The organism is Nonomuraea candida, from assembly GCF_000725485.1.
GTDB classification, from domain to species: Bacteria; Actinomycetota; Actinomycetes; order Streptosporangiales; family Streptosporangiaceae; genus Nonomuraea; species Nonomuraea candida.
The window spans coordinates 1-237 of sequence record NZ_JOAG01000211.1 but is presented as its reverse complement, the minus strand read 5'-3'; the positions used below and the strand labels follow the sequence as shown (position 1 = coordinate 237).

General features: G+C 64.6%; 1 pseudogene. It reads right to left on the bottom strand.

The window, feature by feature from the left end:
- Positions 1-237, bottom strand: a pseudogene (locus IO39_RS43750) (IS630 family transposase); the annotation flags it as partial.

Below are 237 nucleotides of genomic sequence, written 5' to 3'. Positions count from 1 at the left end.
GAACAGCAGCCTGACCTTGTTCTTCTCAGCCCAGGCACGGATGCGCCAGTTCTTGTGCGCCGACAGATTGTCCAGGATGACGTAGATCGGAGCACCGTCCGGGCGGGCGGCACGGATGGATTTCAGCGCGGCCCAGGTGGGGTCGATGCCCTTGCGTGCCCGATTGACACCCCACAACAGGTCGTCGCCGACGGAGTAGCAGCCGTGGAAGTAGGTGACGCCCTGGGTGCGGCGGTA